The following is a 24,262-nucleotide window of genomic DNA, read 5'->3' as shown; positions in this document are numbered from 1 at the left end:
TCGGGAGATTTTTCCTTTAATTTTTTTAAGTATCAACTATAGGTGTGCCTAACTTTATTGCTGGATGGTAGAATAAGCGAAAGATGAATTATGAGGGAGGTCCTCTATGAAGAAAATTCTCACGTATAGTTTTGCTTTGTTGGCTATTCTCTTGCTAGGTCTATTGATCCAAGCAAAGAGCAGTGCCCTTTATTCAGAACCGGTGATGCGGGTAGAAAAAGCAGAAGCGGATGCCGCAACGCAGACGCAAAAAGTAACGGGGGAGCTGCTGAATCAAAGCGGCAGCGTCACCTTAGAAACAACCTATTATGAAAATGAAAGTGTCTCCCCGCTATATCGCACAGGAGATCAGCTGATTCTGCAAAAAATGGGGAACACTTGGCGAGTACAGGCGTTAAAACGAGATGGCTATGTCTTTATTTTGCTAGGCTTGTTTATTTTTGTGATGCTCTCCATTAGCGGGAAAAAGGGGCTTCGCGCGCTGCTAGGCTTAGTATTGAATAGCACCTTGCTGCTTTTGTTTTTATGGATCAATCAACAAAACGGCCGTTTGTCTCTCCTGTTTTTGATGAGTATCTATACAATCATTGCGGTATTTTTAGCGATGGGCACCTCTTATGGCTTTAAAAAGCTGGATATTCGAAAAGTCTTTGGTACCTTAGTCAGTGTCTTTCTCGCGTTTACTGTCTGTGTCGTTGCGATGAATTTTCTGAAAGATGAAGGCTTGCGGTATGAAGAAATGCAGTTTATCACGCGCCCATACCGTTCCGTCTTTTTAGCCGGGTTGCTGATCGGCGCGATCGGTGCAAGTATGGACAATGTAGTGACGATCATTTCAGCACTGGATGAGATTCGCGCGCAAAACCAGCAGCTTCCGTTGAAAAAACTCATACAATCAGGGCGAGAAATTGCCCAAGATACTGCTTCGTCAATGATTAATGTCTTAATGTTCGCTTATCTTAGCGGGGCTATTCCTTCCTTTGTATTTTACATGGCGAATGGCTGGATTTTTTCTGAGGTGATCGGTATGCACTTGTCATTAGAGATTTTACGAACCTTGTGTGGCGGCTTCGCGATCGTGTTGTCTGTTCCAGCCGCCTTGTTTGCCTTCAGTATGGCTGAAAAAATGGGCAGGAGGCGATTGCGATGAGTGTCTTGATTTTTCTTACCTTGATTTTGATGGGATTGGTGCTGCTGATCTTCAAAAAAAGTTCAATCTATATGATCACTGGGACGTTTGCTAATTTTTGTTTATTTATCCTGCTGTTGTATTTATTGAGTCAAGGCTTTCCAGTATATCCAGCAACCTTATTGATTTTTCTAGCTGTAACGATCGTGACATTGTTTTATATCAATGATGTGAATCAAAAAACGAAAGCTGCTTTTCTCTGTATCTTGTTTTTCTTGGTCGTATTTACAGCGGTCACGCTGCCGCTCATTCACGTAGTTAAAGTACAGGGCTTTGCTTTGGAGGAACTAGATGAATTACAGATGATGGACCTTTCTGTCTCTGTTCCTTTTTCCGCATTGAATCTCTCGATCATCTTGATGAGCTTCTCGGGAGCCGTGATCGACAGCAGCATCGCTGTCAGCAGTTCGACCTATGAAATTTATCGTCGCTCCGAGAAGCTGACATTCAAGGAGTTAGTTCAATCCAGTATGACAGTGGTTCATGAAATACTGAGTTCTACGATCAACACCTTGCTTTTTGCTTTTATGGGTTCAAGCTTAGCGTTGATTATTTGGTTTCAAGATTTGAACTATTCGTTTCTTGAGATTATCAACTCCAAAGCTTTTGTCGGGGAGCTGCTGACGAGTTTGTTGACGGGAATGGCTGCAGTAATCATTCTGCCGGTTGCCTCGTTGGTTTCCAGTTGTATATTTTTCAATAAAACATTTTGTTCGTTAGAAGATTAATGTGCTTGCTGACTGTCAAAAAGGTTCCCCATAGAATGAATAGTTCTATTTGTTATGGTTGGTTTAATAAATGAAAAAAGTAGTTCCTTTTTTAGATTTGTGTCTATACAAATTTAAAAAAGGGACTTTTTTGATTGTACTGTTAAATGAATATTTATATAAATATTTCGTAAGTACACAATAAATAACACTCGTTGAGCATTCAACTTTATACATAAATTTTTAAGTTTTTTGAAAATAATTTATAGATTTAAAAATAAGAATAAATTGTTAAAAAGTTTTGTTTCTATAGAAAAGCACTCATGTATATTGAGTATGTAGTTATTTTTAGATAATCAGCGAGAGAAAAAAATAGTCCAAAAAAATTCTTGAAAAATTCATATCTTTACAAATACTTACTTTTTGTAATGGAATAAGAAAGGGAATAACTTATTGAAATGAAAGTTAGTTAGCTGATAATTGTTCTTTAATGATCATGAGGTTTAATTTGAAATTTAATAAACCACTATGAATTCACTTTTAATAAAACTTATTTCATAGAGTTTCTGCCCTGTTATGGTGTTATCTTCAAAAATACATATGCTTGCTTTTTTTTTGTTGGACGTTGTAAAATCCACGGTGTGAAAATGATAATTATTACAAATTACCAAATAAATTAATTTGATTTATTTGAATAGTTCTTTTCGGTTCAGAAGATTTATACGTTCACTTTTTTTTTGTAAATCTAAAAAAAAACAAAATAGAATTTAAACCAAGAGGCTTGTAAGATATGGATTGTCCGTGAGATCAAAAACTTTTATCCAGACAGGTGTATCGAAAGGGGGGACTTACAATGAAAAAGCGAACCTCACTCATTCTATTCAGTTTGTTGGTCTTAAGTTTTTTTCAAGGACCATCGTCTTATGCGGAGGAGCAAGACTATCACTCACATGGTGTAACCAGCTTCTACGGAGTTTATGAAAAACCTGAACAGCCAGGAGCACAGCAGCCAAGTGGTTCGGATTCTTCCGACTCACAAGGAAGCCAGAAAAATGGAAGTTCGAATGGTTCTACGACTGCAACACCGAATTATTCGGCATCTGGTCAGGCCATTATTCCTAAGACAGGTGATCAAAGCTTTGTGACTATGCAAGTGAGCGGTTTCGTATTATTAATGATGGTTGTCACGTATGTATGGATACAGAAAAAAGGAGAGAATCTTAAATGAAAAAAGGCTTATTTTTAATGTCAGCTGCGGTACTTTTAAATTTAGCGGTGGGAACAGCCCAAGTTTTTGCGGCTGAAGAAGGCGGTACGATGCCTACAAATGGGACCGTCAACTTTATTCCAGGGGAAGACCCAACAGATCCGACAGATCCGACAGATCCTGGAAACCCTATTGATCCTATTGACCCGCCAACTCCAGTAGGCGGCTCATTATCAATCGATTATGCCTCACGCTTTAAATTTGGCGCACAAAAGATTTCATCGAAAGACGAAACGTATTACGCTGCGTTAGATAAGTTTAAGGGAACAGATGGAACAGAAGTTGAAGATAACAACTTTGTTCAGGTGACAGACAAACGTGGGAATTTAGCTGGTTGGAATTTGTCTGTTAAACAAGAAGGCCAATTTGTTACTGCGGAGAATCAAGAATTGACAGGTGCTCAGATCAAAATCGCCAAAGCCTCATTGATTGCAGCTGTGAATGATGATTCATTGGATGCTTATAAACCTAGCACGGTGGCAAATTCAATTACTTTGACTCCTGACCAAGCGGCTTCAGCAGTAGATGCGGAAGCTGGAAAAGGTGTTGGAACTTGGGTTTACCGTTTCGGAGATGATAATGAAGCTGGTAAAACAGCTATTGAACTATTTGTTCCAGGAAAAACAGTAAAACTGGCGAAGGAATATACAACAAAATTAAATTGGGAGCTAAGCAATGTTCCAAGTAATCCAGGAACACCAAGCGAACCCGTATAGAACTACGATAGATAGAAAGTTGGTAAACAAATGAAACGAATCAAATTATTTAGCGTGCTTGCTTTAAGTGCGATGACTATTACTACCTTGAGCACCACAGCTTTTGCGGAAGAAGCCGTTGAATATCACTCTCATGGGGTTGTAGAATTCCGCCCAAACACCGATCCGACTGATCCAGTCGATCCAGAAAATCCTGATCCAGAAAATCCGGTTGTCCCAACGGATCCATCCAATCCCGGCGGCGAACCAGAACCAGGAACACAAGGACCGTTGTCAATTGACTACGCCTCTACGTTTGATTTTGGTGTGAATAAAATTTCCAATAAAGATGAAACTTATTATGCACGTGCGCAACATTATAACGACGGGCATTCAGATACACCAGATTATGTACAGGTTACAGATAATCGCGGAACCAATAGCGGATGGAAACTGACAGTTAAAGAGTCAGGTCAGCTGACAGCCACTACGGATACCCTAAACAAAGTCTTAACAGGTGCTCAGATTACTCTTGCTCATCCAAACGTGACATCAAATGCATCTGGTGTGACTGCGCCGACCGCGGCGGAAGATATCTCTTTAAACCCAGATGGTAGCGAATCTGTTGTCATGACAGCGGCTGAAAAATCAGGAGCAGGTACTTGGGAAGATTATTGGGGGAAAGTCGAAAGTGTTCAAGAAGAGGATGAACAAGGAGCGAAACAAGATGTGAACATCACAAAAGATGTGGCGTTAAGCGTACCGGGTTCAACTCCTAAGGATGCAGTGAAATATCAAACGACGCTAACTTGGACATTGACAGACGTCCCTAGCAATTAGGAAAGAGAAGAAAGAGGCGAGAAAATTTGTTCAATAAATTTTTGGGAACGTTCATCACCGCAACCTTGCTTTTTAGTAATGCACCGATTGCGACCATGGCGGTACAAGCTTCATCCCCAGTAGAAAATACAAATGAACTTGTCGAAAAGACCGAGCCCACTAATGCTGAAACTATCATTTCAGCCTCTCAGTCTTCTCAACTTCCAGCTGCAACTTCGAATTCATCAGATAGATCGAATGCAACAACAAGTTCAAGTAATTTGGAAAATACTGCTTCAACTGAAAGTTCGACAGAACACGTTAATGTAACGATTTCGTTTCAAACGGATCAGGTGCATCCCTTTTCTGAGGGGAAAACGCAGATTGATTTAGAAACAATGGAAGGAAAATTAACAAGCATTCCTTCTTTTGGACCGACTGATCAAGCAGATTTGACAGGTTGGCAGGACAAGCAGGGGAAGGCTTGGACCGAAGCTGAGCTGAAAGATCACATATTTACTCAAAATGAGACATTTATCGCGGTATTTAAGAAACGTTCAAATGTAGCATTGACATCTGTCTCTGACTCAATTAAGGACGTTATCAGCACAGCGGATAAGACAAAAGTAATCGCAGTGCCAAGTCCAACAGGTGAAAATTATAAAGAGTATGATGGCACAGAAGCAGGCGTCAAAGAAGCATTGTTTGATATGTATTCTGTTAGCGGCAATAAAGACTATGTTTTATATTTTGGGAAAAATATTTCTATTGGTCAGTCAACATTGGATCGGACGATACCTGCAACAGTCGATAAATCGACGATTACCTTTTATAGTTTGCAAGGTAAGATCAACAATTTAATAATTACTGGTAATAGTGAAGACCCAATTACTACAGACACTGCTGTTCCTGACGGTTCAAATCGAATGACCTTTGCATCTGAGGCAAATTTCGGTAACAATATTAGCTTTAGAAATATGACCTATATCGCTGGGGATATCTTTATGAATGGTCATAACTTAACGTTAAGCGGTGGTTCTTCAGGTGATGCGTTAACTATTTATGGCGGAGCTGATACGGAGGATATTACTGGTAACCCAACAATCACTGTTAATACTACTGGATCCGGAGCTTTTGATCTATTCGGTGGAAATAAAAGTTCAGGAACACTTACTGGAAATCCTACACTGCAGGTTAACAACACGACAGGGTCCTTAGGAAAGGTCGTGGGAGGTAGTGAGAAAGGGACAGTAAAGGGTGATGTTACAGTAAATATCAAATCTGTTGCTGGAACCGTAGCTGACCTATATGGCGGAGGCTATGGTGCAGGCAGTACCAGTCCCGCTAATGTAGAGGGTAATGTAAAAACAACTATTGATGTAGAGGATAGTAGCACAAAATTTTCTTTAGGTGACTACTATGGCGGAGTGAACTATGGAAACATTACGGGTAGTGTTCAAAATACGTTAATCGGAAATGGTTCATGGTCTGGCCTATCAACAGATTATGTTGGCGGCTCCTATAGCGGGAATATTGGAACGGATCGTTCAACAACAGCGATTACCACTAATCTTGATAGTAGTCTGTTTACAGAAGGCACGGGAGTATTCGTTGGTGCCAACGCGAAAGATGGGACGATCACCGGCTCAATTACTAGTTCAATCAAAGCGGGTGAGTATCACAAAGGATCATTAGTTCGAGTCGATGGCGGTGCAGGAATGGATGTTGCTACCGCTGATTTACAGACAGGAACAGATGCTGCTTATGATGAAATGACGCCACAGGCGCGAAAAGAGTACGCTGAAAAAACAGCGAAGTTCAAAGTTTATGGGAATATCACAACGACAATCGCTCAGGGAATGATTAGTGAAGGAGCGGATAACGTAGCGTTTACTCGAGGAGCTGGATACGGTGGTTATATCGAGGGAAATACTACAGTTGAAGTTGGCACGCTGCGGTCAGATAAAAAAGTCGGCGGTGCAGGATTTGTTTACAGCTCTGGTGGACGTGAATATAAAGACGGAATCGATTATAAACCTTCTGGCTCGCCCAGTGATTATGAAACGGAGTCGATTGGCGCCTTTGATATTGTTGGCGGCGGCGGAAGCAATGCTGCGAGAGCAACAAATATCTATATTTATGGAAATACCAAAACGGTCCATAACAATGATTTAGCTCGTTGGACCTATGGTGGTGGCTTTTCAGGAATTATTGAAGGATCAACGACCAATGAAATGAATGCCGGGATGGTATCCACGCTAGAAGGTTCTGGTTACTCTGGCAAACGTGTTTATGGAAATACAAAAGCGATTGTGAATTATGGAGAGGTTGACTGGTTCCTAAGCGGCGGTGGCTGGAACGATGAGAAAATCGTTGGAGATGTTGGTGTGGAGGTAAATGATGGAATCATCAATGCCTCAATGGGAGCTTCCTATGGTTTCTCTTCTGATCACACCGTCACTGGAAATTCCCATAATTATATTTATGGCGGCGATTTTTCAGGAGAACCGTTAAAAGGACCGAGCGCTTTTTCTGGCGGGGTTACCAATAACGGCAGCCTGCTTGGTGATGCGAATCTGACAATTGATTTACGTAATTATACTGGCACTTTTAAGTTGCCGAGCGGTACAAATGTTTCTGGTGGTCGCCCGTACGATGGGGATACCGAATTAGGTACCTCAGAGGAGAACACAATTACGTTAAACATTTATTTAAAAGATGGTGTTGATTCCTTAGCAGGTGCGAATGTTTATGGTGATGGCGGGAATAACGCTGCTGACACCAAAAGCGGGAAAATCACAGTGAATATGGAAGGTGTTGGCTCGAATGTTGGACATCTCTATGCAACCGAATATTCCAACATTAAAGATGGACACATTTTGCGTGATGTGACCGCAAATATTCAAGGTGCTACTAGTATTGCTGGCTTATCCGGTGGTTCCGAAGGTGATGATTTCACCAATACAATTGTTAAAAATAGTACCAATCAGGTTGTTTACAATTTCGGAACAGATGTTGATGGAACTGGAGCCATTCAGAAAGATCCGATAAAAGTTACGGGTACTGGGATTATCAATTTCACTCAATTGAATGTTACGAATGGCTTAAAGCTATCTGCGGATGATGGAAATATTTCTAATGGTGGAAAGGCGACTGCTGCTTCACATAAAACGACCTACAATGAGTTTGGGGATATTCATTTATCTAAAAATGCAGGCTTAGGTGTCGTTAAGGACGGAAAAATCATTTCTGGCGGAAAGCTGATCGTAGAAGATGAGGGAACGCTGGAATCTCCTCAGGGGACAGGTGTTGTCAATATCTCTGATTTTGAAACACCCAATGAAGAGAAGGATCGTTTGACTTGGATCAAGAATACGACGGATACCAACAAATTACTCGATGTTAAAGGAACTTGGTTCGGTGAAAGCAAAGGGTATCAAGTATTGACGATCAATCCAACGAAAGATAATGCGAAAAAGATTACTCCACAAAATTTTAAAGGAACTGAAAAGGCAACTGGAAAAACTTTTATTGGTGACAATGATGTGACTGGTACAGATGGCTACGGAGTGATGCTGCCTGGTTCAGTGATTGACTATGAAGTGGAATCCCCTGGTATTGCAGAAGGGGCCGGAGCAATCACGCACAATGTGGATACGGTCAAAGAAAACAACGAACCATTGCCGATCGAGGCATGGGGGACAGATATTGCTGGCAAGGAAGTGCAAAAGGGCCGCTTGATTATTCCTTATAAAGCGGACAATCAATACAAATTAAGCTTTATTCCAGATGCAGCAACGGGCTCATGGTTGTATAGCGGTAATATCACTTCTACTAAGGTAGATAATCCCAATGAAACGATTGGTGAAAGTACCAATACAGATCCTGTGGACTGGAAAATTCCTGATGGGGAGTATAGCTATCAAGTAAAAGTGAAGTATTCAAATGAAGCGCATGTTACTGCTCAGAATATTCTTTTAAAAGAAAGTGAAGCGCAAGCACTAAGCTCAAAAGATCAAGTGATTGATTTGATGAAAGCCAGCGGCGGTCCCTTTTTGAAAGAGGACATCGATCTTGAAGCGATTAAACAACCTCTAAAAGCAGGAGAGCTTTCGCGGACACATGAAATTCATTACAGTGCGGGAACAACGGAATCTAACAAAAAGGAAATTACAGCAAATATCGTGATTGTTCCTGACGGTAGCGAAGTAGCCGGAAATCAACAATTCGCAGTTTACGCGCAAAATGCGTTGCTTGAACTTCCTCAAGCTAATGGATTGGCTTCCATTGATGCGCTGAACAGTTATACCAAGGCTAAGGTTATCTTTGCAGATGGCAGCCCTGAAAAAAGTCCTGATTTACCGCAAGCAACCTTTGAAGCGATAAAAAATACTACAGCAGCAGAACTAAATAAAGAAGTTCCAACAACGTATTCCTACACGCTTGACGGGGAGACAGTCGCAAAAACTGTTACGGTTCAAATTATTCAAAAAACTGGACAGCTGTTACTAAAAGAAGTTCCTTCAAGCATGGATTTTGGAACTCAAAAGGTCAGCAATAAAACAATGACTTATTGGCCATCTTACGCTGGAAAATTAGTCGTATCTGATAATCGCGGAACGGATAAGGCTCCATGGAGACTTATGGTGCGGCAAAGCGAACCATTGAAAAGTCCGACAAATTCTTTAGCTGATTCCTTGATCTTTGAAAAGGCTGGTACGGATACGGTTATTGGGGCCGACAATATTCAAGTCGAGGAAAAGCAGCTAACTGAAGATGGCGATTATACCGTTAACCAAAATTGGAGCGCGGCGAACAAAACGGGAATCAAATTAAAGGTTCCTGTTGGCAAGCAACAACTTGGTAATTATGAAGGAAAATTATCTTGGACATTGGAAGATGTACCAAGCAATAATTAAAAGATAAGAGGAGAATAAACAATGAAAACTATTTCGAAATTATTATTATCAACAATGTTTTTGGGCGCACTTGCAGCGTCACCAGTAACGACCCTAGCAGCAGATGGCGGAGTATATCACTCAGACGGAACAGTAGAATTCGTTCCGAACGAAGATCCGACTGATCCAGTTGATCCAACCGACCCAACCAATCCAGTCGATCCAACTGATCCGACTGACCCAGATGGTCCAGAACCAGGAACGAACGGTCCGTTATCAATTGATTTTGCTTCTAACTTGAACTTTGGTAAACAAAAAATCACGTCGACTGACCAAGTTTACTATGCAGCAGCGCAACAATTTTACAATGTTGATCAAGCTGGAAACCCAACTGGGGAAGCACAGTATGGTCCAGACTATGTGCAGGTGACAGATAATCGCGGAACTGAATCTGGCTGGAAATTGACGGTTACACAGGATGAGCAATTCAAGAGCGCAACCGATCACCAATTAGAGGGTGCTTCTATCAAATTAAAAAATGCAAATATCCAAACAATCTCAGCTTCAGCTAAACCAACAATCGCAAGTGATACGGTATTAGTTCCAGGTACAGCCTCAGATGTTATGGTTGCAGCTGCCGGTCAAGGAGCAGGAACCTATTTGAATGATTGGGGAACAAAAGACGGCTTGACTGAAGTAGATGAAGATGGACAAAAAGTTCAAAAAACTGACAGTATTGAATTATCTGTACCAGGTAAATCAACGAAGTATGCTGAAAAATACTCGACAAAATTAACTTGGACATTGTCTGACGTACCAGAAAATGGCGGAGAAACACCAGCTAAATAGAGCATGAATGAGTTCAGGGTAAGATTCGCGAGTTTCGTGAATCTTACTTTGTTGTTCTATGTAATTTAGCTGTGATAAAAGGGGAGAGCTATATTGAAACGAATAAAACGAATGTTTACATTAATGGTTGCTGTATTATCTGTTATGGTCGGCGGAGCGAAAGCTTTTGCTAGTGAATTCAGTTTTGCAGTAACACCAACGATACCAGAAAATCAAATTGACAAAAACAAGACCTATTTTGATTTACAGTTGAATCCAGATCAAAAACAAACGGTTTATGTTGAATTAAGAAATGACCTTGATCGTGAAGTAAAGGTAAATGTAGCAGTCAATAGTGCCAAAACGAATTCAAATGTGATTGTTGAATACGGCAATAATAAAACCAAAGCGGATAAAAGCTTGAAATATGATTTAACTCACTATGTCAAAGCACCGAAACAGGTGACATTAAAGTCCAAATCAGCGATGCGTGTACCCTTTGAGTTAACGATGCCAAAAGAAACGTTTAACGGTGTCATGGCAGGCGGAATTACCTTCAAAGAAGCGAAGACTGAAAAAGAAACGACAAAGGATTCTGATAGCAAAGGTTTAGCAATTGAAAATGAGTATTCTTACGTGGTGGCATTGTTGATGCGTCAAAATACACAATCAGTTACGCCTGATATGATCTTACATACAGTAAAACCAGGGCAAATCAACGCCCGCAATGTGATTTTAGCGAATTTGCAAAACAATCAAATGACGTATATCAATCAAGTGACGATGGATGCATCGATTACCCAAAAAGGGGATTCAAAGGTTCTATATGAAGCGCATAAAGATTCCTTACAAGTAGCGCCGAATACTAATTTTGATTTTCCAGTGCCGCTAAATGGCGAACCGTTGAAGCCGGGAGACTATCACCTGAAGATGGTTATCAATGGGAACAAAGCAGCTGATGGTCAGTATGTTCGCGGAAAAGATGCGGATGGAAAAGCGATTCATTTCCAAAACCAATGGATTGTTGAAAAAGATTTCAGCATCAATGGAGATGTTGCTCGCAAGTTAAACGACAAGGATGTAACGATTAAGAAAGATTACACATGGGTATTCATTTTGATCGGCATTTTATTGTTGTTAGTAGTATTATTGATCATCTGGCTGATTTGGAGAAAGAAGAAAAAAGATGAAGAGGAAGAACGAAAAGCAGAATAGACTGATAAAAGTAATTTTATTAGTCTTCCTTTATGCGGGTATTTTACTTATTTGCTTTCCTATTCTAAAAGATAGCTTATTTGTTGAAAAGACTACAACGATAAAAACGACAGAGGTTGCGAGACTTTCAGAGATTGATCAGATTCCCTTTGAGCGAATCGAAGCACCTGCCATTTCGGACATTATGAAAAGCAGCGATGCCTACACGAGTATCGGGGCCATTCAACTTCCTTCAATTGGAATGAGTTTGCCAATTTTTGCAGGTCTAAGTCAAGAAGCGATGCTCTATGGTGCCGGCTCGATGTACCCTGAACGTGATCCCAATACGAACAACTTGGTTTTATTGGGACATCATACAGGTGTGTCAGATTTGCTTTTTGGTAAATTAGCGGAGGTGAAGCGTGGCGATCAGATTTATCTTCGTTATTTATCCCGATATTATGCCTATGAAATACAAACGAAAAAAATGGTTAATGAAACACAGATCAACGTTTTAGAAAAATCAACGGTTCCTTTGTTGACATTAGTTACTTGTGATCGAGATACAGCTACTAAAATGCGATTAGTCGTTACAGCTAAACCAGTGAAGCAGATGTCGACCGTTGTCAAAACAAAAATGACCCATCAAGTCAAAGAAAAACAGGAACAACAAATCCTGCTGAAGGTCGGCCATGTTTGGTTGCCTTTGCTAGGAATTATCGCCGTATTGGTGCTCCTGACCTATTTAATTATTAAGAAAGTTTGAGGTTATGAATGTGGAAAACAAGAAGAAAATGATTATTATGGGAACGATCGCTCTGTTTTCCACATCCTTGCTTTTTCAAAATACTTCTCTAGCAGACGATGTGTTTAGTCCCATAAACCCTAATCAAAAAGTAAAGCCTGTGGAATCTTCAAGTTCCACACCTGAAACGACCGAAAGTTCTGTCGAAGTTGCCTCAATGGAGCCAGATCGCACAACGGATTCGTCAACAGAGAAGCAAAGCAAAAAGCAACCTGAAAAAAAATCGGCCAAGGAGCAGACTGTGAAGCGGAAAAAACGCTATTTAGATGATTCTTTTTTCTCCAACGAGAGCAACCAATTTACTACCTTGAACAGTAGTGGTACTCCAGGAGGCTCGGACGATTTTACCGATGCGCGGCTGGCTGAAACAATGAAAGTTCTCTCAGGAATCGCCTTGTACGGCAGAAAGAAGTGAGCATAAGTGTTGAGTCTGGAAAAGTTTTTGGATAAAGATGCGAAACGAAAATTTGAATTTTTACGCCTGCTGGAAGAGTCCGGAGATTTGACAGAATTAAATACGGTTATTCAAGACCGATTAAAGCTTTCGAGTTTTCTTTTTAGCAAGACGATAGAAGAATTGACGACCGATGTTTCAAATTATGGATTGGAAAAATTCTTTTCGATAAAAAATGATTCCGTTCAAACCACCTTGCTGGAAGTCGGACAAGCCACTTCAGACCTATTACTGGAGCTCTATTTAAGAGATTCTCTGTCTTTTAAAATCTTTTTAGCACTCTTTGAAGAAAATTTTCAATCGACCCACAGCTTTGCTTTGGATCAATACACCAGCTATACCAGTGTGTATAATCGGATGCAGCAGTTGAAGCAGTTTTTTAAAGAGGCTTCGATTGCGATGAACAAGAAATACCAGCTTACTGGTGATGAAGCGAATGTCCGATACGTTTTGACTCGTGTCTTTTCCTTTGTGCTTTCTAGCGATGATAGTTTGTATTCCGATGAGATCAAACAGCAAATCGAGGTAGTTCTAACCGAGCTGACAACTGCGGGAATGCAATTTCCGCGCAACCTGCGAACTAAGTTGAGGCATTTTCTAGCTATTTCACTTGTTAGACAGGAACAGGGACATCTGTTGACCGAATTCAATGAAAACAAACAAAAAGTGTTGAAGCAGTTGAAGACTATTTATTCTGAAGATTTTGCACAGATTGAACAGCTGGGTTTAGAAAAGCATTTAGCTGAGGAACTCTTTTCTTACCTTTATACGAACGGAGTCTTAGCGCCAACCGCCATCGCTGATCAGTTTTTAGGAAAGCGTATCAGTCGTCTAAATGAGCATTTTTTAACAAGGATTGCACAAAATTTTGAAATGGATAGCGCTGAGTTGAAACGGGTTCTTTGGCCGGAACTAAGTCGACTGCACTTTGAATTAGTGTATTTTCCTTTAAATGCTTTCTATTCTTTTGAACGATTTGACGTGAGCTTTTTTGAAGAATCTTATGTCGAATATTTCAACTTTTGTCGAGAGTATCTGCGGGATGAAGCGTTCGTTAAAGAGGAAGGACTTTTTGATTATCGTCCTTACATCTTTTATAGGTACCTGATGATTTTAGTGGGAAATCTGGATTTGGAACAGGTGATGCCCAAATTGACGATTTGCATCGATTTTTCATTCGGTCAGGAATACAATGCCTTTATCAAAAAGAACTTGAGCTTTTTTGTGAACCTGAATGTTGCAACACAATATATCTATGATGATCAAGCAGATTTAGTAATTACTAATCTAAATTCAGAGTATGCACCATTAGAGGTAGAAAAAGTTATCTGGCTTGACCCACCAAGACCAACAGACTGGGCCAACTTAGGCAACCTATTACTGAAAATTCGAGCGGAAAAGCACGAGCGTTTACGCTCTGGAAATAAATAAGCCCCCCTTTAACCAGCGGTGATTCTTTGCCGTCGGTTTTTTAATGTGCCATGGGTAGCAGTTATCCAGCAGGTGAAAGTCCAATCACGGGTTACCGTCCAGCATAGCGAATCACAAGCAGAAGTCCAAAAGGTAAATATATGACCAAGACAGTGAATCAAGAGGTTGTAAAGCGTAAGATAAATGTCTTACGCTGGGGTATCCTGTGGCCGGAAAAGCACGAGCAGTTTTAAAATCAGCAGCCGTTAAAGCCAATCGAAAAAGGGGAACCATAGGAAGTCAACATAGTCCATCGTCAGGCTGCAAAACAAGCTTGATCGAATCAATCGTCCGAATTGGAGTGGAGTAAGGACTATCATGATTGATTCGCGATAATTGATTGAGAATGCTAAAGGTAGTCGAATAGCTGTTTTTTTCTGGGAGCTGTGTCAGATTTTTTTTAGTTAATGGAATATAATACCCCCCTTGTCCTTTAGGGATTAATTTACACTCAAAGGAAATTTGCTCAATCGTAACTTCCACAGGAATATTGCCTTTCTGCTCACAGACTTCCCATACGTTAAAAGGTATTTCAATAAAATGCCGATTGCCCTCTTGAGTGCACTTTCCTTCAAACTTATACCGCATAGTATCCCTCCATCTCAATTCTTTTGTCATAAGCAAATGATAGCTGATGACATCTTGGCTAGTTCATTATAGAAATACTGAACCAGTGGCTATTGACAATCCTGTATATTCTGATAAAATTAATCATGTATTAAACACGTTTAGTTGGAGTGAGGGATGTAAATGAATGAAGAAAATGTCAAGGAGCGGCTGATTCAAGCAACGGTGGATTTATTGCAGAAGGAAAACGGGGCCAAAAAAATTACCGCTAGAAAAATCGCGGAGACAGCAGAGGCCAATCTGGCGATGATCAATTATTATTTCAAATCCAAAGATGAGCTGGTAAGTATCGCTGTGAACCAATTGATCGAAAAGAGTGGACAAAAGCAAGAAAAACAACAGGAATCGAATGATCCTACAGAAAAGCTGATCGCCTTTTTAATCGCTACCGCAGATAGTACTTGTGAGTATGCGGAATTAACCCGACCAACAATCCCGTACTTACTCTTGGAAGGAGAACTTGATTTACCTTATCAGATTTTGCCGATGGTAAAGGACTGTTTCAACAATCAAAAGGCTGAAGTGGAGTGTCGTGTGATTGCTTATCAATTGGTTTCGTTTCTGCAACTAGCGTTCTATCGGGGAAAGGATTTTGAACGCTATTCTTCAATCAATGTGATGGATAGGGAACAACGTCATCAACTTTGTCGAATGCTGGTGGAGAACGCAGTTAAAGAACAGGAGGGAGTTCAATGAGAATTTTAGGGATTTTTACCTTGGTTATGTTGGCTTGCACCTTGCTTTGTGGACTTTGGATGAAGTTTGGGCCGGGCGAAAAGGATGCGGGGTTTCATGGAATGCTGTCTGTTGCCACTGTGGTTTTGTCGATGGTGACGATCGTTGTATTTATGTTGAAGCTGCCAAAGTAATTACCTGAAGCGATCAGAGTCGAAAAGATTTTGATCGTTTTTTTTGAAGACAGATTGACAAATAGCTTTTACGTATATATTATGGATAAATAATATCTCTAATTGAAAAGGAGGATACTCATGAAGTTTACCAAAGCAGCGAATATGGGTCTGCATGTCATGGTCTATTTTGCACAAAATGATCAATCAGAGAGTAACTTGAGTATTCATGATGTGGCGAATAAATTTGAAGTTTCACCGTCTTATTTATCAAAGATTTTGACTCAGTTAGCCAAAGCGAATCTGATCTCATCGGTTTCAGGAGTCAAGGGAGGCTATCGGCTGAAAATGAGTCCCGTGGAAATCTCTTTTTTAGATGTCATCCATGCAATCGATGGTTTTCCTGATGAAGTCAGTTGTTTGGCGAATAATCAGCACAGCTGTCCTATCAGTCAGATCATCAATGAAGGCGAAGCTAAGATGTGGGAGTATTTTGCTTCGGTGAAACTTAGTCAGCTGTCTGCGCTTTAAAATGAAGCCCGCTCTTCATTTTAAATTAATCAGCGATATAAAATATCTTTAATATGAATACAATGGTTAACACAAAAGAAAAGGATGAGTAAAATGCCACATCACACACATGAGCACCACAATTTAGATAACGAGGAGAATTTCAAACGAATGGTCGCAGTTTTAGAGGGGGAAGAACGCAGGCTGCAATTATCAGCCGAAGCGATTATCAGCTATTTACCGGATCTAACGGGGCGAACAATTTTTGACGGCGGCGCGGGGACCGGCTATTTAACTTTGCCGCTGGCTAGGCAAGCAGAGCGAGTGATCGCATTTGATCAATCACAAAAAATGCTGGATTTGATCCAAGAAAGAGCGACGAAGGAGCAGCTGACAAATATCACCAACATGACCGGTGACATCAAAGCAATCGATTTGCCGGACAGCTCAGTAGATGTTGCCATCGTTTCAGTGATGATCCACGAAGTTCATCCTTTTGAAGAGGCCTTGCAGGAATTGGCGCGCATCATCAAGCCAGGCGGACAATTTGTGATTGTAGAATTTGAATCGGAAACGGATCATGCCAATGGCGGTCATCGGATCCCGTCGCATGTAATGAAGGCAAGCTTGGAAAAACTGCAGCTGCCGATTATTCAGCAAACCACGCCAGCGGAAGGAATGTATCTATTCGTTGTAGGTAAAAAATAAACAAAGAAAAAGTGTTCAGAAAATTATCTGAGCACTTTTTTAGTGGCTTAAAAAGTCTGAACAGATCTTAGCCAGTTCGGTGGGTGTTTCTCTTGCGCCATTTTCTACCCAAGTATAGAGGATCGACCAGAAGATCCCCGTCGTGAAGGCCTTGGCGTATTTTGCAGCGTTTGGACTAAGTTTGTCTTGTCTGATATACGCAGCATTCAGTTTCGGGACATGGTTTTGATATTGTCGAAAAGCATAGAACATCAAGTCATTTTTATAGAGGAGTTTCAATTGCTTACTGTATTTACGCCAAAACGCAAAGTGGTAATAAAGCAACGTCTCATAGTCTGAAGCGAAATAATTTTTTTCGAAGGCGGCATATTCCATAAATAGCAATTCAACGCTGCGTTCAAGGACTTCTTCCTTGTTTTTGAAATAGCGATAGAATGTTTTGCGTCCAATGTCTGCTTCTTGGGCGATTTGCGTAACGGTGATCAATGAAAAGTCATCGACTTTCATCGCCTCAAACAAACCCGTGATAATCTCAGCTTCTTTTCCCATAATCCCCTCCCTGACACACTATTAGCCAATCTGTTTTATTTGTTTGAAACAGCAAGGCTGCTCTCTTAAACTATACTTTGATGACACATGTGTGTCAATGAAGGAGCAGAAAATGATTTATGGAGAATCGTATATCATTAACGGCATCAGACAGTATGTCCAGATAATCCTGCCAAGATTAATCAAAAAGTCACGATGCCTAAGTTCTATATTTGCATGAAAAAGCCGCTCATTTTCCTCAGTGGACAAGAGCGGCTAAGTTTAATCAAGTTGTGAATAGTATAGCGATTTCTAGAGGGAATGCAGGAACTTATCTGGAAGTTTCGCCCAAGCTAAAAATCAAATTCGTCTGGATTTGGTCCGACACGCAAAGCTTCATTTAATTGGTTCAAACGTGTCATATCAGCGGAATCCAGTTCAAAATTGAAAACATCTGCATTGCTTTTCATCCGTTGTTCATGGACCGATTTGACAACCAGTAAGATATCTTGCTGAATATCCCAGCGCAGGATGACTTGTGCTGGTGTTTTTTGATGTTTTTCAGCGATGTCTTTAACAACAGGATCAGTTAATAGTTTTCCCTGCATCAAAGGTGACCAAGCTTGAACTTTAATGTCATGCTTTTCACAGAAGTCGCGGAGTGCTTGCTGGGCTAATTTTGGATGCAACTCCACTTGATTGACCACAGGAGTGACTTTTGCAAAAGATAATAATTCTTCTAAATGATGGATCTCGAAATTGCTGACGCCAATGGCTTTGATTTTTCCGGCTGAATATAGTTCTTCCAAAGCTTGCCAAGATTCCTTGAAGGCAGCTTTGCCTGGCCAATGAATCAAGTATAGATCCAAATAATCTAGTTCTAAACGTTTTAGTGTTTCTTCGAAGGCCGTAATCGTTTCCTCATAAGTGAGATGGTTGTTCCAGACTTTTGATGTAACGAATAGATCTTCTCGTTTGATATTTGTCGCTGCCAACCCTTCTTTGATGCCGACCCCTGTACCAACTTCATTTCCGTAGATTTGAGCGGTATCGATCAAACGATAGCCATTAATAATCCCGTTTTTAACCACTTCCGCAGTATCCTCATCAGGTATTTGAAAGACACCTAAACCTAGTCCGGGAATTTCCACCCCGTTGTTGAATCGTACTTTATCTGTTAATGAATGAATCATTTAAAAGCCCCCTTATAATTTCCTGAGCTTAGTATATGGGGTGAGTTTAAAAATGTATAGTACGTACTTTTAAGTACCATTGATACCAAAAGGTAACTTTTGCGGAGTAGTGGGGCAAACACTTAAAAAATAATTATTAAGAAAATAATGCCTTCAATTATCCTATGTTAATGACAGGGCTTTCCTCCTTCGCTACAATTAAATAAAAAGAATAGAGGGAGCAGGCGATGCAGGCTATTGAACAAGCAATCCGGAGTTTAGTCAAACGCTATGCCAAGGTGACAATCAAGGAAGACGTTCTTGATCGGTTGATAGATTTAGGGGCCTTTGTCGAATTTCCGGCGGGGGATTTGATCGTTGCATCCGGGGATGAAGAGAATAAGCTCTATTTACTGGTAGATGGATTGATTCGAAAGTATTATTTGGACTATCAAGGCAATGATCTGACACACCAGTTTTTAGAGGCTGGACAAGTTTTCAGCACGCAGCATGTCGTATTTAGCGGGCAGGTCATGTGTAATTTTGAAGCGGTAGAGCCTTGCAAGTTAGTCTGTTTTGATTATGAGCGGGTTCAAAAGCTGATGCTGGATGATCCCTCATTAACAAAAATCTATATCGGCATCCTTGAAGAGACCTTGCGCATTAAATTGGTGCGGGAGACAGCGTTGCTGGCAGAAACGGCAACGGAGCGCTATGTGAAATTGAAGAACGAGATTCCGGACATTGATCGGCGGGTCAGTCATGGACACATTGCTTCGTATATCGGGGTCACGCCTGTTTCCTTGAGCCGCATCCGACGAACGATGAGAGAGGAAAACTGATGAAGAGGAGAAGAAAAATGGTTGTTGGATTTGTTGTTGGAGTCGTCTTGGTAGCTGTGATCATTCTGGCAGTTACGCGGCAAAAAGATATCGTGATTGAAAATGTTTCTAAATTGACAGTCACCAGTTCTGCCTTCGCTGATGGCGGCATGATTCCTGAAGAATATTCAGGGAATGGGAAAGATATCTCACCGGAGCTGCAGCTATCCAGACTGGATAAAGCTGCAGTTTCCTTAGCGGTGATCATGGATGATATTGATCATCCTCTGGTCGGTGTTTACAATCATTGGTTAATTTGGAATTTGCCGGCAACTGAGAATATCCCTGCAGAAATACCAGACGGCGAGCAGGTAGCTCAATTAAATAATGCTGTTCAAGGAATAGGCTACGGTAGACATCGCTATCGCGGGCCAAAGCCGCCCTTCGGCAGTCATCGCTATAAATACCATGTTTTTGTTTTGGATAAAAAGCTAGATTTACCCGCCTCGGCTAAGAAAAAAGATCTTTTAGCAGCGATGGAAGGGCATATGCTGCAGTATGGTTATCTGGTGGGGGAATATGCGGCTAAATAAATCAAAGTTGCATCAATCACGGGCTAAAAGGTAAGATAAAAGCAGCAGTAAATAAAATGGTAGAGGAGAAAAGTGTTGGATAAAACAATTCGCTTAAGAGTCCCTCAATGGCAAGGTGGGAATAACCCGACTTACTCACTGGGTGAGGATCTGCTGTCATTTCTAGTGCCTAAAAATTTGGAGCATAATGAAGTTGAAGTACCGATTCCTGAGTATGAAGAGCCTTTGGTACGAGAAAATGGTGTGACAGGACAAAGTATTGTTGCTGAGAACGTGCAGAAGACAATGGAACTGATTCAAGAAGAACTTCCCGATAAGATCATTACCTTAGGCGGAGATTGTCTAGTGTCACAGGCACCTTTCGACTATTTACATGGAAAATACGGCGAGGAGCTAGGGATCATTTGGATTGATGCCCATCCAGATATTTCAACTCCTGATATCTTTTACAATGAACATGCGATGGTTCTAGGGAATCTATTGAATGACGGCGACCCCGTATTAGCAGAGAAGGTCCAGCATCCATTTAAAGCAAAAGATGTTTTGTATGTTGGGCTGCAGGAACCCACTGCGGAAGAAAAAGTGATTCTAGAGAGACTAGGAATAGAATATCAAGTTCAAGATCAAGCCCGAATCACACCAGAAGAAATAAAAGCATGGTTAAATCAGCATCAGTTTACTAAGGTAGTCGTTCACTTTGACCTGGATGTGTTGGACCCGAATGAATTTCGCATGCTGTATTTTGCAGAGCCAGGAGTCACGGATTACTCTGCTGAAGCTGGTAAAATGTCCTTATCAGAAGTGAAAGAAACGATGCAGGCTATCTCAGAACAAAGTGATGTCGTTGGGCTGACGATTGCGGAATTGTTGCCGTGGGATGTTCAAAACTTGAAAAACCTTTTATCCGATTTTGATATTTTTCGTTAAAGCAAAAGACAGGAAGAGACGACTCTTCCTGTCTTTATTTGTTCATCTGCAGGGTTACCAAGGTGGTCAAGGTATCACCATAGTAGTCATTTTCTGATAGTCCGTCGTTCACTACCCATGCTTGTGAATTTACTAGGTTTCCATAGGCTTCCTTCTGTTTTGCAGCGAACAGAATAGGAGCTGAGAAGTTTTTGGATTGGCTTGAAGATAAGGCTTTTCCTGAGAGTGTATAGCCTTCAGCGATCGTGTTTTCTTCCAAGAAGAAGTTCATCATTTTACTTAATACTTGATTGACAGCTTGGTCATTTGAGCTTGCAAGGCGCCAAGGAATTCGGCAAGCGTTGGCGCCATAATTTCCATCGTTCGCTCCGGCGACTTGATCTTTTTTCGCAGGAGAAACAGTCCCATTTTCTACCCAAGCAAAGTCTGGGATTAGTCCGGTTTTATGCTGTTTACTCAATGTTTCCAGCGCTTTAACAGAACTCGCTTTGAGGGTTTGCCAGAAATCATCCCCATCCCCACTGAATGAAGCAAAGGTATCGAAGTAACTAGGGATGATATCTGATGGACGAATCAAGTCATAAGAGTCGGAATCTTTCGTTGCCCAATCGCCGACCGTTAACAGCTTGTTCGTTGAATTGTAGTTTCTCACTTTGATTCCTGAAAGCAGCCTTTGTGCCGCGGATTTATAGTCTGTTTGACTATCTGGCCACTGCTCACTTGCTTCAATCAAGGCGTAGGCAATATCCAGATCGCCATCCGTTGCATTCGTTGTTTCTTTTTCGATTTGTTTGCCGCCTTCAAATTTTTGCCGCCAGCTCATCAGCGGATTGTCTTTGCTGATTTGAAAGCTGCTATAGTAACGGTAAAAATCATTGAAATCTTTCTCGGAAGCCCAGCCACGTTTTGCTGCCTCCATAGTGATCAGCATGCCATAGCCGTGACCTTCGGATAGTGAAATATTGGCTTTTTCCTTGGGATTTGTGGTGACGAACGCTCCTTCATTGGTTTCCTTCACATAAGTCGATCGCCATTGTTGATAGGCTGTTTTTTCTAGTTTTGTCTGATTATCTTTTATATTGAAAAGCACTGCGGCGATGTAGCCTAAAAAAATCAAAGCCAGCAGTGACCACATAATTGCTGGACGTCTGCGCATAAATCTGCCTCCTAGTTGTCGAAACGTTGTGTTTTATACCATTTGCTGCTATCCCGTTGAAACAATTTATCCCCTACATAAGAAAAGAAGGCGACGATCGATATACCTATGAACAGTAAGGAATAGGTAAAGTAAGAGGCAATGGCATAAAAGAAATTCGCGGTGGTTGCTTGGCCAAACTGACTAGACAAGGCTAGTTGAATCTGCAACAGGTAGATCGCAAACATTAAGGCCCAATTTACTAGTAAAAGAGCGCCAATTTGACGGTTACTTCCGCCAAAAGTGAAAATCGCGTCGATCGATGGGAACCAAATATGCAGGATCATCGCAAATAAATTAGCAATAAACATAATATTGGATAAAATAATCGCACTGGTGAACCAGAAGAACGTATTGAAATAATAAATACTCTGCAGGCGAATCCGCCAGTTGGAGCCGCCGAAAATATCTTTGACATTACTGATGATAACTTCGTAGTTTCCTTTAGCCCAACGTTTTCGCTGACGGTAGTAAACCGATAAGGTCTCAGGTTCTTGTTGAAATGCTTCCGCGCGCGAGGCTAGAGCGATTAATTTGCCAAGCTTCATAATTCTAAAGCTTAATGCAGTATCTTCAGTCAATGCGCCATTATCCCAGCCACCCAATTCTCGGATCATCTGTGTTTGAATAATGAAATTGGTGCCGGGAATTTGTCCGATTTTAAACAATTGCCATAAACCGGTATGAATGATTCGTTGGCTGGTGACAATCTCTAAATTGATACAGCGTGTCAAAAAGTTGCGCTTATAATTTCTCGTCTTATTTCTGCCAAAGACCGCACCATAACGCTCAGGGTCCTCCAAGGCTTTTTCGACTAAAAAGTGCAGCGCGTTTTGTTCAGGCATCGCATCCGCATCATACACACAGAGATATTCTCCATGAGCGATCTCCAGCGCGTCATTTAATACTCCGGCTTTTCCTCCAGATCCTTTGCGATCAATAACTTTAGTCAAATAATAGCCTTCGTACTCTGGCTGTTGAAGGATCGTGTGGACACGCGCATAAGTGTCGTCATCACAATTATCCGCAAAAACTAGAATCTCCATTTTTTCCCGCGGGTAATTCATTTTCAAAATAGCTTTCACCGTATCTTGGATAACGATCTCTTCATTATGTGCCGGAACAACGATCGTGATAAGCGGATAAGAGCTGAGCGGCTCCAAACGATTTTTTGGAGGTCGAATATTTTTCAGCAAAAAGTACACTGCACCAAATAGAATGACTAAGGTAATTAATAAAGAAAACCAGATTGAGATGATCCCAAACATTAATAAAATCGTACTCATCAGTAATCTCGCCTCCTAAAGTAACGCCAAATTCGATCCTTAACAATCAATAAGCAGAGAAATAAGACCACAGCCGCGACAAAAAATATACCTGTGACGATTTTACTAGCTTCAAAGAAGTAAATGAGTAGCTGATCCATGCGTTTCCCTCCTTACAATATATATTCATCGGTCAAATCAGCTTCGGAACGTCGTCTAACACGGCTGATTACTTGTTCTGCGGTCATCTCGGTATTTCCTTCGATGACAATCTCTCCAAAACGAATGACTGTGTTTTGTGATCGATCAAAGTTTTTGAATGGAAACAGTGAAAATTGTGTCTTGGTTATTCTGTTCATTTTTTGGATAAATTCAAGACTATCTCCCGATTGATACACGGGGGACATAACGACAAAGGTTCCATTACCTAGGTAAAACTGATCTTCTTCTGGCAACCGAATATCACTCAATTCTTGTGCCAGTGCCTGCAGTAATTGATCGGTGGCCTGATCATTTTGATACTTCAGTTGTTCAATGTAATCGACAGTGTAGAAAGAAACGACAATTCCACGACCAGTTCTGGCATACAAATTCATTGCGCACTTAAATTTTTCGAAGCGTGATTCGAATTCTCCTTTATTATATAATATCTACTGAACAAATCACTTTTCTAGAAGGTTAGTGATCTATCCTTAAATAAAATGAAAAATTGCTGACTAGGAGGAGCACCTAAAAATTCTCG

The 24,262-nt window shown here is 40.9% G+C and carries 25 protein-coding genes; 18 read left to right on the top strand and 7 right to left on the bottom strand.

Annotated elements, in window-relative coordinates; translation table 11 throughout:
- The first annotated feature begins 106 nt into the window (after nucleotides 1-106).
- The 11 genes from E6139_RS13160 to E6139_RS13110 all read left to right on the top strand — a co-directional run bounded on the left by E6139_RS13160 (nucleotide 107) and on the right by E6139_RS13110 (nucleotide 14,287).
- Nucleotides 107-1,150 carry a YibE/F family protein gene (locus tag E6139_RS13160; protein ID WP_316403530.1) on the top strand — a complete coding sequence of 348 codons (1,044 nt, stop codon included), beginning with the start codon at nucleotides 107-109 and terminating at the stop codon, nucleotides 1,148-1,150.
- A complete protein-coding gene (locus E6139_RS13155) occupies nucleotides 1,147-1,917 on the top strand; it encodes a YibE/F family protein (RefSeq protein WP_316403529.1) in 771 nt (256 codons plus the stop codon). The genes E6139_RS13160 and E6139_RS13155 overlap by 4 nt, the downstream gene beginning before the upstream one ends.
- An 832-nt stretch (nucleotides 1,918-2,749) precedes the next feature.
- Nucleotides 2,750-3,124 (top strand): LPXTG cell wall anchor domain-containing protein, encoded by a 375-nt coding sequence (locus E6139_RS13150; RefSeq protein WP_316403528.1) that lies wholly within the window; start codon nucleotides 2,750-2,752, stop codon nucleotides 3,122-3,124.
- Nucleotides 3,121-3,879, top strand: coding sequence for a WxL domain-containing protein (locus tag E6139_RS13145; RefSeq protein ID WP_316403527.1), 759 nt, complete (start codon nucleotides 3,121-3,123; stop codon nucleotides 3,877-3,879). The genes E6139_RS13150 and E6139_RS13145 overlap by 4 nt, the downstream gene beginning before the upstream one ends.
- Nucleotides 3,880-3,909: 30 nt before the next feature.
- Entirely contained in the window at nucleotides 3,910-4,698 is a 789-nt protein-coding gene (locus E6139_RS13140) for a WxL domain-containing protein (protein ID WP_316403526.1), read from the top strand.
- A gap of 26 nt (nucleotides 4,699-4,724) precedes the next feature.
- Nucleotides 4,725-9,596, top strand: a complete 4,872-nt coding sequence (locus E6139_RS13135) for a hypothetical protein (protein WP_316403525.1) — start codon at nucleotides 4,725-4,727, stop codon at nucleotides 9,594-9,596.
- 21 nt (nucleotides 9,597-9,617) lie between these two features.
- The gene (locus E6139_RS13130; protein WP_316403524.1) at nucleotides 9,618-10,424 is read left to right on the top strand and encodes a WxL domain-containing protein; all 807 of its coding nucleotides are present in this window, start codon (nucleotides 9,618-9,620) and stop codon (nucleotides 10,422-10,424) included.
- A gap of 111 nt (nucleotides 10,425-10,535) precedes the next feature.
- Complete coding sequence (locus E6139_RS13125; RefSeq protein WP_410470539.1) at nucleotides 10,536-11,618, top strand: DUF916 and DUF3324 domain-containing protein; 1,083 nt, start codon at nucleotides 10,536-10,538, stop codon at nucleotides 11,616-11,618.
- Complete coding sequence (locus E6139_RS13120) at nucleotides 11,590-12,363, top strand: class A sortase (RefSeq protein WP_316403522.1); 774 nt, start codon at nucleotides 11,590-11,592, stop codon at nucleotides 12,361-12,363. The genes E6139_RS13125 and E6139_RS13120 overlap by 29 nt, the downstream gene beginning before the upstream one ends.
- Nucleotides 12,364-12,373: 10 nt before the next feature.
- Nucleotides 12,374-12,817, top strand: a complete 444-nt coding sequence (locus tag E6139_RS13115) for a hypothetical protein (protein ID WP_316403521.1) — start codon at nucleotides 12,374-12,376, stop codon at nucleotides 12,815-12,817.
- 6 nt (nucleotides 12,818-12,823) lie between these two features.
- A complete protein-coding gene (locus E6139_RS13110) occupies nucleotides 12,824-14,287 on the top strand; it encodes a helix-turn-helix domain-containing protein (protein ID WP_316403520.1) in 1,464 nt (487 codons plus the stop codon).
- Nucleotides 14,288-14,566: 279 nt separating this feature from the next.
- Here the strand turns inward: E6139_RS13110 and E6139_RS13105 are convergent, their stop codons facing one another.
- Nucleotides 14,567-14,914, bottom strand: a complete 348-nt coding sequence (locus E6139_RS13105) for a DUF1905 domain-containing protein (protein ID WP_316403519.1) — start codon at nucleotides 14,912-14,914, stop codon at nucleotides 14,567-14,569.
- A gap of 162 nt (nucleotides 14,915-15,076) precedes the next feature.
- On the opposite strand from E6139_RS13105, the gene E6139_RS13100 reads away from it, so the two are divergent.
- The 4 genes from E6139_RS13100 (at nucleotide 15,077) to E6139_RS13085 (ending at nucleotide 17,019) form a co-directional block, all read left to right on the top strand.
- Complete coding sequence (locus E6139_RS13100; protein WP_316403518.1) at nucleotides 15,077-15,649, top strand: TetR/AcrR family transcriptional regulator; 573 nt, start codon at nucleotides 15,077-15,079, stop codon at nucleotides 15,647-15,649.
- The gene (locus tag E6139_RS13095; RefSeq protein ID WP_316403517.1) at nucleotides 15,646-15,822 is read left to right on the top strand and encodes a hypothetical protein; all 177 of its coding nucleotides are present in this window, start codon (nucleotides 15,646-15,648) and stop codon (nucleotides 15,820-15,822) included. Before E6139_RS13100 ends, E6139_RS13095 begins: the two co-directional genes overlap by 4 nt.
- A gap of 120 nt (nucleotides 15,823-15,942) precedes the next feature.
- The gene (locus E6139_RS13090) at nucleotides 15,943-16,332 is read left to right on the top strand and encodes an Rrf2 family transcriptional regulator (RefSeq protein ID WP_316403516.1); all 390 of its coding nucleotides are present in this window, start codon (nucleotides 15,943-15,945) and stop codon (nucleotides 16,330-16,332) included.
- 93 nt (nucleotides 16,333-16,425) lie between these two features.
- Nucleotides 16,426-17,019, top strand: a complete 594-nt coding sequence (locus E6139_RS13085) for a class I SAM-dependent methyltransferase (protein ID WP_316403515.1) — start codon at nucleotides 16,426-16,428, stop codon at nucleotides 17,017-17,019.
- Nucleotides 17,020-17,058: 39 nt separating this feature from the next.
- Here E6139_RS13085 and E6139_RS13080 read toward each other — a convergent pair whose 3' ends face one another.
- Nucleotides 17,059-17,568: a TetR/AcrR family transcriptional regulator gene (locus E6139_RS13080; protein ID WP_316403514.1), complete on the bottom strand. Its 510-nt coding sequence runs from the start codon at nucleotides 17,566-17,568 to the stop codon at nucleotides 17,059-17,061.
- A 332-nt stretch (nucleotides 17,569-17,900) separates the two neighbouring features.
- Nucleotides 17,901-18,740 (bottom strand): aldo/keto reductase, encoded by an 840-nt coding sequence (locus E6139_RS13075; RefSeq protein WP_316403513.1) that lies wholly within the window; start codon nucleotides 18,738-18,740, stop codon nucleotides 17,901-17,903.
- Between the two features lie 227 nt (nucleotides 18,741-18,967).
- Between E6139_RS13075 and E6139_RS13070 the strand changes: the two genes are divergently transcribed.
- The 3 genes from E6139_RS13070 (at nucleotide 18,968) to E6139_RS13060 (ending at nucleotide 21,060) form a co-directional block, all read left to right on the top strand.
- Nucleotides 18,968-19,561: a Crp/Fnr family transcriptional regulator gene (locus E6139_RS13070; protein WP_316403512.1), complete on the top strand. Its 594-nt coding sequence runs from the start codon at nucleotides 18,968-18,970 to the stop codon at nucleotides 19,559-19,561.
- Nucleotides 19,561-20,133: a YbhB/YbcL family Raf kinase inhibitor-like protein gene (locus E6139_RS13065; RefSeq protein WP_410470536.1), complete on the top strand. Its 573-nt coding sequence runs from the start codon at nucleotides 19,561-19,563 to the stop codon at nucleotides 20,131-20,133. Before E6139_RS13070 ends, E6139_RS13065 begins: the two co-directional genes overlap by 1 nt.
- Nucleotides 20,134-20,208: 75 nt before the next feature.
- Nucleotides 20,209-21,060 (top strand): arginase family protein, encoded by an 852-nt coding sequence (locus tag E6139_RS13060; RefSeq protein ID WP_316403511.1) that lies wholly within the window; start codon nucleotides 20,209-20,211, stop codon nucleotides 21,058-21,060.
- 34 nt (nucleotides 21,061-21,094) lie between these two features.
- Here the strand turns inward: E6139_RS13060 and E6139_RS13055 are convergent, their stop codons facing one another.
- Genes E6139_RS13055 through E6139_RS13040 form a run of 4 tightly spaced genes read right to left on the bottom strand, consistent with a single transcriptional unit; the run spans nucleotide 21,095 to nucleotide 24,110 of the window.
- The gene (locus tag E6139_RS13055) at nucleotides 21,095-22,216 is read right to left on the bottom strand and encodes a glycosyl hydrolase family 8 (RefSeq protein WP_316403510.1); all 1,122 of its coding nucleotides are present in this window, start codon (nucleotides 22,214-22,216) and stop codon (nucleotides 21,095-21,097) included.
- Between the two features lie 11 nt (nucleotides 22,217-22,227).
- The gene (locus E6139_RS13050; RefSeq protein ID WP_316403509.1) at nucleotides 22,228-23,541 is read right to left on the bottom strand and encodes a glycosyltransferase; all 1,314 of its coding nucleotides are present in this window, start codon (nucleotides 23,539-23,541) and stop codon (nucleotides 22,228-22,230) included.
- Nucleotides 23,541-23,681, bottom strand: a complete 141-nt coding sequence (locus E6139_RS13045) for a hypothetical protein (RefSeq protein ID WP_316403508.1) — start codon at nucleotides 23,679-23,681, stop codon at nucleotides 23,541-23,543. The genes E6139_RS13050 and E6139_RS13045 overlap by 1 nt, the downstream gene beginning before the upstream one ends.
- A 12-nt stretch (nucleotides 23,682-23,693) precedes the next feature.
- Complete coding sequence (locus E6139_RS13040; RefSeq protein ID WP_316403507.1) at nucleotides 23,694-24,110, bottom strand: hypothetical protein; 417 nt, start codon at nucleotides 24,108-24,110, stop codon at nucleotides 23,694-23,696.
- Between the last annotated feature and the right edge of the window lie 152 nt (nucleotides 24,111-24,262).

It is taken from the genome of Enterococcus sp., from assembly GCF_032555305.1.
In the GTDB taxonomy this organism is placed as follows: domain Bacteria; phylum Bacillota; class Bacilli; order Lactobacillales; family Enterococcaceae; genus Enterococcus_A.
Note: the sequence above shows the minus strand (reverse complement) of the source record. Positions and strands in the feature narration are given on the sequence as shown.

Excerpts from the sequence above, each read along its gene's own strand:
- E6139_RS13160 (WP_316403530.1), top strand. The coding sequence starts at position 107 with ATGAAGAAAATTCTCACGTATAGTTTTGCTTTGTTGGCTATTCTCTTG.
- E6139_RS13155 (WP_316403529.1), top strand. The coding sequence starts at position 1,147 with ATGAGTGTCTTGATTTTTCTTACCTTGATTTTGATGGGATTGGTGCTG.
- E6139_RS13150 (WP_316403528.1), top strand. The coding sequence starts at position 2,750 with ATGAAAAAGCGAACCTCACTCATTCTATTCAGTTTGTTGGTCTTAAGT.
- E6139_RS13145 (WP_316403527.1), top strand. The coding sequence starts at position 3,121 with ATGAAAAAAGGCTTATTTTTAATGTCAGCTGCGGTACTTTTAAATTTA.
- E6139_RS13140 (WP_316403526.1), top strand. The coding sequence starts at position 3,910 with ATGAAACGAATCAAATTATTTAGCGTGCTTGCTTTAAGTGCGATGACT.
- E6139_RS13130 (WP_316403524.1), top strand. The coding sequence starts at position 9,618 with ATGAAAACTATTTCGAAATTATTATTATCAACAATGTTTTTGGGCGCA.
- E6139_RS13125 (WP_410470539.1), top strand. The coding sequence starts at position 10,536 with ATGTTTACATTAATGGTTGCTGTATTATCTGTTATGGTCGGCGGAGCG.
- E6139_RS13120 (WP_316403522.1), top strand. The coding sequence starts at position 11,590 with ATGAAGAGGAAGAACGAAAAGCAGAATAGACTGATAAAAGTAATTTTA.
- E6139_RS13105 (WP_316403519.1), bottom strand. The coding sequence starts at position 14,914 with ATGCGGTATAAGTTTGAAGGAAAGTGCACTCAAGAGGGCAATCGGCAT.
- E6139_RS13100 (WP_316403518.1), top strand. The coding sequence starts at position 15,077 with ATGAATGAAGAAAATGTCAAGGAGCGGCTGATTCAAGCAACGGTGGAT.
- E6139_RS13095 (WP_316403517.1), top strand. The coding sequence starts at position 15,646 with ATGAGAATTTTAGGGATTTTTACCTTGGTTATGTTGGCTTGCACCTTG.
- E6139_RS13090 (WP_316403516.1), top strand. The coding sequence starts at position 15,943 with ATGAAGTTTACCAAAGCAGCGAATATGGGTCTGCATGTCATGGTCTAT.
- E6139_RS13085 (WP_316403515.1), top strand. The coding sequence starts at position 16,426 with ATGCCACATCACACACATGAGCACCACAATTTAGATAACGAGGAGAAT.
- E6139_RS13080 (WP_316403514.1), bottom strand. The coding sequence starts at position 17,568 with ATGGGAAAAGAAGCTGAGATTATCACGGGTTTGTTTGAGGCGATGAAA.
- E6139_RS13075 (WP_316403513.1), bottom strand. The coding sequence starts at position 18,740 with ATGATTCATTCATTAACAGATAAAGTACGATTCAACAACGGGGTGGAA.
- E6139_RS13070 (WP_316403512.1), top strand. The coding sequence starts at position 18,968 with ATGCAGGCTATTGAACAAGCAATCCGGAGTTTAGTCAAACGCTATGCC.
- E6139_RS13065 (WP_410470536.1), top strand. The coding sequence starts at position 19,561 with ATGAAGAGGAGAAGAAAAATGGTTGTTGGATTTGTTGTTGGAGTCGTC.
- E6139_RS13055 (WP_316403510.1), bottom strand. The coding sequence starts at position 22,216 with ATGCGCAGACGTCCAGCAATTATGTGGTCACTGCTGGCTTTGATTTTT.
- E6139_RS13050 (WP_316403509.1), bottom strand. The coding sequence starts at position 23,541 with ATGAGTACGATTTTATTAATGTTTGGGATCATCTCAATCTGGTTTTCT.
- E6139_RS13045 (WP_316403508.1), bottom strand. The coding sequence starts at position 23,681 with ATGGATCAGCTACTCATTTACTTCTTTGAAGCTAGTAAAATCGTCACA.